Here is a 7,517-nt window from a genome sequence, read left to right as displayed (position 1 = left end):
GGGCCGGCCGGCGGGTGCCCCCCCCGGCGACAGCGCCCCCACCGCCGCCCGGCGGGCCGGCGCCGACGCCGGGGCCGCCCCCGGTGACGCACTCCAGCGGCCCGGCGGCGAGGGCGCCGACCAGGCCGCCGAGACCATCGGGCAGCGGCTCAGGGGCCGCCTGAAGATGGCAGCCGCCGGTATCGGCATCGCCGCCGGCGCCGTCCTCGCAGCCGGGTTCCAGGAAGCCCTGGACCAGGGGCAGATCACGGCGCGGCTCGGCGCCCAGCTCGGCACGACACCCGCTGTCGCCCAGCGGTACGGCAAGGTCGCCGGGCAGCTCTTCAAGGAAGCCATCGTCACCGACTTCCAGGCCGGCGCGGACGCGATCAAGGCGATCGCCTCGTCGGGGCTGGTCCCGCCGAACGCGACGAACGCGCAGATCAAGTCCATCGCGGCCAATGCCTATGACCTCGCTGACGTGATGGAGGTCGACGTTGGCCAGGCCGCGCAGGCCGCCGGGACCATGGTCCGCAACGGGCTCGCGAAGAACGGCAAGGAAGCCTTTGACCTCCTGGTGGCCGGGTCGAAGGGGCTCGGCAAGGCGGGTGAGGACCTGCTGGAGACGTTCACCGAGTACTCGCCGGTTTTCAAGGAGGCCGGCCTGTCCGGCAAGACCGCGATGGGGCTGATCCGTCAGTCCATTGCGGGCGGCTGGGGTAAGGATACGGACAAGGTCGCCGACGCCTTCAAGGAACTCCAGCTGCGCGTGGGCGAGGGCGCGAAGCCGGTGGCTGATTCGCTGAAGGCCCTGGGTCTGAACTACGAGCAGGTCATCAACGACATGCGCGCGGGCGGCAGCCGCGGTGAGAAGGCCATGGACCAGATCACGGACAAGCTCCGCAAGCTGGGCCCGACGTCGGACGTGGCGAAGCAGGCCGTGAAGGACCTGTTCGGTGGTCCTGGCGAGGATCTGGGGGCGGCCGCGTACAAGCTGGACGTGGACCAGGCCGCGAAGGCCATGGGCGGGGCGAAGGACGCTGCTGACGACCTCGGCAAGGGGCTGCGGGACAGCGCCGCGCACGAGGTGACGGCCTTCAAGAACTCCATGCAGCAGAACCTGGTGGAGTTCCTCGGCACGTCCGTGATTCCGAAGCTGTCAAAGTTCTTCGGGTTCGTGCAGGAGCACTCGGGCGTCTTCAAGGCCGCTGCGATTGGCGTGCTGGCGTTGGGCTCCGCGTTCGCGATCGCCTCGATCGGCGTGTGGGCGATGAACAGCGCGATGCTCGCCAACCCCATGTTCTGGATCATCGCGGGGGTCGTCGCGCTGATCGCCGGTGCGGTCGCCCTGATCGTCCTGTACTGGGACGACATCGTCTCGGCCACGACCACCGCGTGGGACTGGGTGGTCGGCAAGGTCACGGGGGCGAAGAACCTGATCCTGGCCGCGATCGCGTATCTGGGCACCCTGCCCGGGAAGGTCGCGGGCTGGTGGCAGGCCGTGAAGAACAAAACGGTCCAGATCGTCACGGCCTGGGTGTCGTGGGTGCGGGGCATCCCGGGCCGTGTCTGGTCGGCGATCTCCGGCCTGGCAGGCCGCCTACGAACAGCAGCCAACAACGCCTGGACGTCGTTCCGTAACGCCGCCGCCGTCAAGATCGTCTCCTTCATCAGCTGGGTGCGGGGCATCCCCGGCCGCGTCGCGCGCGCGATCGGCTCCGTAGGAAACCTGCTGTACAACAAGGGCCGCAACATCGTCACCGGCCTCTGGAACGGCATCGTCGGCATGGGCGGCTGGCTCCGCTCCAAGATCATGGGATGGGCCCGGTCGGTGATCCCCGGCCCGGTCGCCAAGGCCCTCGGAATCGCCAGCCCTTCCAAGGTCATGGCCAAGCAGGTCGGCCGGTGGATCCCCCGCGGCATCGTCGCCGGTATCGAGTCCACCGCCGGCGAGGTCGACCGCACGATGGCGAACCTCGTACACACCCCCACCCCGTCCGCGTCGTACGCCGGCGCGGTCGGCTCCGCCATGGGCAGTGGCGGGGCGGGCTCGCGCACGGCTCCCACGAAGGTGGTCCGTGTCGACCTCGCTGGCGAGATGGGCGACGTCATCATCAAGACACTGCGCACGAAGATCGCGCACGTTGCCGGTGGCAACGTGCAGATGGTCCTCGGATCGGGGGGATACAACAGGTGAACGGCAGGAAGGCCAGGGAGCAGCGCAGGGCGTTGCGGGAGCGCAACGCTCGACTGCTCGCCAAGATCAGGGGCGCCGTACCCACCCTGCTCCGGACGACCGAGACCGGTCACGAGGTGTGGCAGCGCGGCCCCGCCACGATCGTGCTGCCGATCGTGCCCGGCGACGCTCCGAGCGAGCTTCAGACGGCGCTCACCGTGCACCGGATGGCCGCGCTGACGACGGACTGCCCGCGCTGTACGAACGACGTGCGGGTGACGGAGGCCGGCGGGTACATGGTCCGGCACGAGGCGGCATGCCCGGGTGATCCGGATCGGCTGGTGGAGCTGGGGGAACGGCTCGGCGTGGAAGTGCAACGCCGGGAGGACTGAACCTGAAGCATCGTTGAGGGGCGTGGCCTGCGGGCTGCGCCCCTTACTGCTGCCCGCCCTCGGGGAGCGCGATGACGAACACGCCCTTCCCCTGCACCCCCTGCACCAGGCCCTCGTCGGCGAGGACCTCCAGCGCGCTCTTGATGGTCCGCCGGGACACGACCCCACCCGTCTCCGCCTCCAGCTCGGACTGGGACGGCAGGCGCCGGCCTACCGGGATCTCACCGCGCCGGATGCGGTCGCGCAGCACGTTGGCCAGCTGCACGTACATCGGCGTCATGGCGTCCCGGTCCAGGTCGATCATGCTTCGACCGTAGGAGCACCACCAGGGCTGACATAGATCTGCATAGGCCGTCCGGAGACGTGCCAAGACGTACTAAGTTGGTGTGACCGATGCAACATGCCCCCGCGACCGCGCGAACGGCCCGGGGGCTGGCCGACTAGCGAGGAGTCGACATGGCAGAGCGTACGCAGGACCAGGCCGCCGAGGGCACCCCCACGAGCTACGGCTTCTGTTCGTGGCACCAGCGCTTCGCCGAGGATGTGCGGCTGATCGACGTCATTGAGCAGGGCTCGGGATCGGGGCATGTGCACTACGCCTGCGGCCCCTGCCGTAAGACGCACCGTCTCGTCCCGTATGCCGACCGGTGAGCGGCCCGGAGAAGACTCCCGAGTGCGCCTCCAACGAACACGCCCTCTGCTCGGGCCCGCTGGCCGTACGGCGCCCCGGGGCGCCGGCATGGGAGGCGCCCATCATGACGGTGCGGTGCGACTGCCCGTGTCACCGTAGGTCCCGGTCGGGCCGCTGAAGCTCCCCAGGTGGAGCGGTCCGGCCGGTTCTGCCCAGCGCGTTCCTGTGTCCGCGCGGGCAGCGGAACGGCCCCCGGGAATCGAGTACCGGGGGCCGTTGCCGTGGGTGCCCAGGAGAGGCACTACAAGCGTAGTTCAGTGGGCTACTGGTGCGGGCAGTTCTCCACCCACCAACCGCACTTGGCGCAGTAGGTGTGCACGGCGGCGAGGAGTCGACGGATCATGACGTCACCTCCCCGGGGGCGTCCGGGTCGGTGACGTACTCGATCGTGGGGAAGATCAAGTACCCCTCCCCCGGGGTCCGGCGCACCTCTCGCGCACTGTCGCCCTCAACTGCGTAAACGTCCCCAGAGGGGGGCTCAGGAGCGGGCGGGGGAGTGGCGGACGAAACGGACAGGCGTCGAGCCGAGCGCCACAGGGCCACCCATCCGACGGCCGCCACACCGAGCACCCCGACCGCCTCGTCGACGGCGAACGCGGCAGCCACGGCCACCGAGCCGAGGACGACGAGCACGCACCCGCCGGCCGCCCGGGACGGCTCCTCGGTCGTGTTCGTGCGCGCGGCCATCACACGGTCCGGTAGACGCTGTCGGCGACCGCGTTGATGGCCTGGGCGAGCGGGACCGCGGCGAACCCGGCCACCCCCGCGCTGGTGCCGAGGGTGATCCCGCACCAGGCGCCGCGCTTGAGTTCGCCGCTGGTCCCGTCGCCTGCCTTCTTCACGGCGGCGATGAACACGGCGGTCAGGATCAGCACCAGGCACGCCCCGGGCCCGGACAACGGGGTGAAGGTCTCTCGGGCGGCGAGCTGTCCGGGCTGCTCGCCGACGCCCCACAACAGGGCCGCGTCGCCGAGCCAGTTGGACAGGCCCAGGACGGAGCTGGAGGCGGTGCCGATGAGCCCGGCGATACCGAGGGTGGTGAGGCAGCCGTAGCACCAGGAGGCGAGGAACGGCAGGAGCCGGGCCGCGTGCTTGACGGGGTCTTTCAGGGCCTTGCGGCCGGGCCACCAGAGGGTGAGTTCGTAGCCGAGGAGGCAGAGGCCGACGGTCACGCCGCCGAACGTCACGTAGTTCATGGGGTCCTTCAGCGGTACATGGCCACGGCGAGCGCGGCGAAGGTGAGCACGAGGGCGCAGGTTCCGGTGACGGCCGGGACGGTGCGGATGTCGACCAGGGCGAGGCCGACGAGGGCCGCGAGGGCGGCGAGCGCGAAACAGGCGGCGAGGATCACGGCCGCTCCTCGGTGACCACTTCGCGGCGTAGTTCGGTGGCGTCCCGGCGGGACAGGCCGAACTCGTCGCGCAGGCGGTCGATGGTCACGGACCGGCCCGTCTCGGTGACCAGGCGCCGGTTCAGCTTCCGGGCCTCTCTGCGCAGCTCAGAGGGCGTGAGGGTGACTACCTCGGTGACCACCTGCCGGGGCTGCTGCGCGGGCACGCTGGTGGTCACCTGGGCGGGCTGCGGGCGGGCGACGAGCGGCAGCAGGCGGGCGCCGACGGGTACCACCTCGGGCAGCGGGCGGGCGGCCAGGGCGGGCGGCTCCGGGTGGTCGTCCTCGGCGCGTTCGATGGTCACCGGGACTGGCACCTCGGTGGGCTCGGGTCGCCGCTCGGAGAGCCGGTGGACGCGCCACAGGACGAGCGGGGCGACCGCCGACACGGCGACGACGAGCGCCACCGAGACGGGCAGCAAGCCGACCTCCACGAGGTGCGAGGCCGCGTTCACGGCGATGAGGGAGACGACGACCGCGAGGACGTCACGGCGGGCCCGCAGGGCGGCGAGGGCGTACACGTCCAGAGCGGCCGGGACGCCGGCCGCCACGTAGAGGCCGAAGCCGCACGCGCGGGCCAGCTCGTACTCGGCGGAGGCGAGGACGGTGAGGACGGCCGCCGTGGCGACCCAGAGCAGGGGGTCACGCTTCACAGGTCGCCCTCCTCGAGGACGACGAGCAGCTGGTCCGCGAGGTCCCGAAGCCGGTCGGCGTAGGTGTCGAGCGCGGCGGCCAGTTCGTACACGCCGCGGGCGTCGAGCGTCCGGCCGAGGAGGCTCACGGAGATGCCGGGGGCGGTGTCGTTGCCGAACGGGGACTGGGCGAGGCCCGCCTCGATGAGGTGCCGGCCGCGGAAGGCGAGGGCGACGTCAGGGCCGAGGTGGACGATGTCCGCTCGGGCAATGCGGGCGTCGGTCTCGTGGGCGACGCACCAGGCGGGGCAGGTGATCGTCACGTCCCCGTGGTCGACGGTGGGCAGCGTGATGCTGCGGGGCGCGCTCATCGGTCGTCACCGCTGCGGCGGGACGGGTCGCAGATCGGGCAGGCGTGGAAGGCGTCAGTGGACTCGTGGCAGGAGGCGACGCACCGCCGGCACCACGGCGTCTCGCGGTGGCGGGCGCGGCCGTCGAACGCCATGTCGCTGGGGTCGAACGGGGTACGGCAGCGACCGCACTTGTTCTTCTCGCGCTGCTCGGCTTCGGCCTGCTCGGCGGCCAGCTTGCTGCGGAGGTAGTCGGTGTTCCAGCCGAGGTTGCTCGGCGACTCGGCGAGGGCTTCGCCGGCGACGACGCGGGCGAGGCCGGCGCGGCGGAGGATCCGGGCGTCGTAGTCGGGAGTGTCGTGGGGGAGGGTGAGTGCTTCGAGGACGGCCGCGAGCAACTCGCGCACGGCTTCAGTGGGCTTGCCGGGCACGGCGGACGGCATGGGATGATCCATGGATCCGGTCTCCTGGTGTGGTCAGGTAGGTCGGTCAGGCCCTCGGCTGGTGCTACCAACACCGCCGGGGGCCGCTTCTTTGCTGTTTTGCTAGGTCGGCATCTCGCTGTAGGCGACAGCCGCTTCGCCGACCTGCGCACCCTCGTACGGCCATGAGGAGCCACACCGGCCCGTCGGCGCGGCAGGACGAGGCCGCGTCGGGACTCCGTCCCACCCGGGCGCCCGTGCACGCCTCCTCCGGCACTCGTCTCGGCACCGCACGGCCCCGTCAGGAGGGCCCGACGGACCTGCGGCTCGTGCCACCCGCCCTCGCGGCCTGGGGCACGGCGGCGCTGCTGCTGGACGCGTCGCCGGCGTGGGTGACCCGCATCGTGATCGGCTGCCTGGCGGCCGTCGGACTGCTGCCGTTGGCCCGACGGCACCGGGCGGCGTCCTGGCCGCGCGCCTCGGCCGCCGCTCTGCTGCTGTGTGTCGCGGTAGCCGCCGCCTCGGCCGGGCTGCACGGGGCGGATCTGCGTCGGGGGCCCGTGCCCGGCCTGGCGCGGAAGTACGCGACGGTGACGGCCGAGGTCGAGCTCACGTCCGACCCGCGGCTCACCCGGCCGAAGGTCCGGGGCGATCACATGGCTCCGACGGCCGTGCTGATCGACGCCGACGTGCGTCGCGTCCAGGAGGCGGGCGGCACGACGGTGACGACACGGACGCCAGTGCTGGTGATCGTGGACGTGGACGTGGACGTGGACGCGGCCCGGTCCGGCCGGATCGCCGGTGCGCGGGTGCGGTCACCGTGGCTCGGCCTGCTGCCGTCGACGCGGCTGCGGGTCAGTGCGCGGCTGGCGCCCGCGACGATGGGCGGCGACCGGGTCGCGGCCGTGCTGCGGGTGCGGGACCGGCGCGAACCGGACGTGGTGGGAGAGCCCTCGAGGCCGCAGCGGCTCGCCGGGCGGCTGCGCGCGGGGCTGCGGGAGGCGACCGACGGGCTGCCGGCGGACCCCCGGGCGCTGCTGCCCGGCCTGGTGGTCGGGGACACCTCGCGGATCACTCCGGAGCTGGAGGAGGCGTTCAAGGAGACCGACCTGACGCACACGCTGGCCGTGTCCGGGGCCAACTTCACCATCCTGCTCGCGCTGTTGCTCGGCCCGCCGGGCCTTGCGCAGCACGTCGAGCGGCGGGGCCTGGCGCCCTGGCTCGGTATCTCCCTGCGCGGGACGGCGGTGCTCGGCGGCGTGCTCTCGCTCGGGTTCGTCATCGTGTGCCGACCGGATCCGAGCGTGGTGCGGGCCGCGGCGTGCGGAGCCGTGGCGCTGCTCGCCCTGGCGACCGGCCGCCGGAGGTCGATGATCCCGGCGCTGGCGACGGCGGTTCTGCTGCTGGTGCTGTACGACCCGTGGCTGGCGCGGAGTTACGGGTTCCTGCTGTCCGTCGTGGCGACCGGTGCCCTGCTCACGCTCG

11 protein-coding genes are annotated in these 7,517 nt (G+C 72.0%); 4 read left to right on the top strand and 7 right to left on the bottom strand.

Going from position 1 to position 7,517, the window contains the following annotated elements; all coding sequences use genetic code 11:
* Both ABZ281_RS29370 and ABZ281_RS29365 read left to right on the top strand, forming a co-directional pair.
* Positions 1–2,176: phage tail tape measure protein (locus ABZ281_RS29370; protein WP_356660297.1), on the top strand; the 2,176-nt coding region annotated here is incomplete at its 5' end.
* Positions 2,173–2,547, top strand: a complete 375-nt coding sequence (locus ABZ281_RS29365) for a hypothetical protein (protein ID WP_356660295.1) — start codon at positions 2,173–2,175, stop codon at positions 2,545–2,547. The genes ABZ281_RS29370 and ABZ281_RS29365, both read left to right, overlap by 4 nt.
* A 43-nt stretch (positions 2,548–2,590) precedes the next feature.
* Here the strand turns inward: ABZ281_RS29365 and ABZ281_RS29360 are convergent, their stop codons facing one another.
* Positions 2,591–2,851 (bottom strand): GntR family transcriptional regulator, encoded by a 261-nt coding sequence (locus ABZ281_RS29360; protein ID WP_356660293.1) that lies wholly within the window; start codon positions 2,849–2,851, stop codon positions 2,591–2,593.
* Positions 2,852–3,003: 152 nt separating this feature from the next.
* Here ABZ281_RS29360 and ABZ281_RS29355 point away from each other — a divergent pair, with 152 nt between their 5' ends.
* Positions 3,004–3,198: a hypothetical protein gene (locus ABZ281_RS29355; protein ID WP_356660291.1), complete on the top strand. Its 195-nt coding sequence runs from the start codon at positions 3,004–3,006 to the stop codon at positions 3,196–3,198.
* A 379-nt stretch (positions 3,199–3,577) separates the two neighbouring features.
* Here the strand turns inward: ABZ281_RS29355 and ABZ281_RS29350 are convergent, their stop codons facing one another.
* The 6 genes from ABZ281_RS29350 to ABZ281_RS29325 are packed head-to-tail and all read right to left on the bottom strand — an operon-like array spanning position 3,578 to position 6,065.
* Positions 3,578–3,925, bottom strand: a complete 348-nt coding sequence (locus ABZ281_RS29350; RefSeq protein ID WP_356660289.1) for a hypothetical protein — start codon at positions 3,923–3,925, stop codon at positions 3,578–3,580.
* Positions 3,925–4,434 (bottom strand): hypothetical protein, encoded by a 510-nt coding sequence (locus ABZ281_RS29345; RefSeq protein ID WP_356660287.1) that lies wholly within the window; start codon positions 4,432–4,434, stop codon positions 3,925–3,927. Before ABZ281_RS29345 ends, ABZ281_RS29350 begins: the two co-directional genes overlap by 1 nt.
* An 8-nt stretch (positions 4,435–4,442) precedes the next feature.
* A complete protein-coding gene (locus ABZ281_RS29340) occupies positions 4,443–4,589 on the bottom strand; it encodes a hypothetical protein (protein WP_356660285.1) in 147 nt (48 codons plus the stop codon).
* Positions 4,586–5,281, bottom strand: coding sequence for a hypothetical protein (locus ABZ281_RS29335; RefSeq protein ID WP_356660283.1), 696 nt, complete (start codon positions 5,279–5,281; stop codon positions 4,586–4,588). The genes ABZ281_RS29340 and ABZ281_RS29335 overlap by 4 nt, the downstream gene beginning before the upstream one ends.
* The gene (locus ABZ281_RS29330; RefSeq protein WP_356660281.1) at positions 5,278–5,631 is read right to left on the bottom strand and encodes a hypothetical protein; all 354 of its coding nucleotides are present in this window, start codon (positions 5,629–5,631) and stop codon (positions 5,278–5,280) included. The genes ABZ281_RS29335 and ABZ281_RS29330 overlap by 4 nt, the downstream gene beginning before the upstream one ends.
* On the bottom strand, positions 5,628–6,065 hold the full coding sequence (locus tag ABZ281_RS29325) for a hypothetical protein (protein ID WP_356660279.1): 438 nt from the start codon (positions 6,063–6,065) through the stop codon (positions 5,628–5,630). Before ABZ281_RS29325 ends, ABZ281_RS29330 begins: the two co-directional genes overlap by 4 nt.
* 152 nt (positions 6,066–6,217) lie before the next feature.
* Between ABZ281_RS29325 and ABZ281_RS29320 the strand changes: the two genes are divergently transcribed.
* The coding region (locus ABZ281_RS29320; RefSeq protein ID WP_356660277.1) for a ComEC/Rec2 family competence protein at positions 6,218–7,517 on the top strand (1,300 nt) is incomplete at its 3' end.

The sequence above is a fragment of the Streptomyces sp. NPDC006265 genome (assembly GCF_040613555.1).
Taxonomy (GTDB): Bacteria; Actinomycetota; Actinomycetes; order Streptomycetales; family Streptomycetaceae; genus Streptomyces.
Note: the sequence above shows the minus strand (reverse complement) of the source record. Positions and strands in the feature narration are given on the sequence as shown.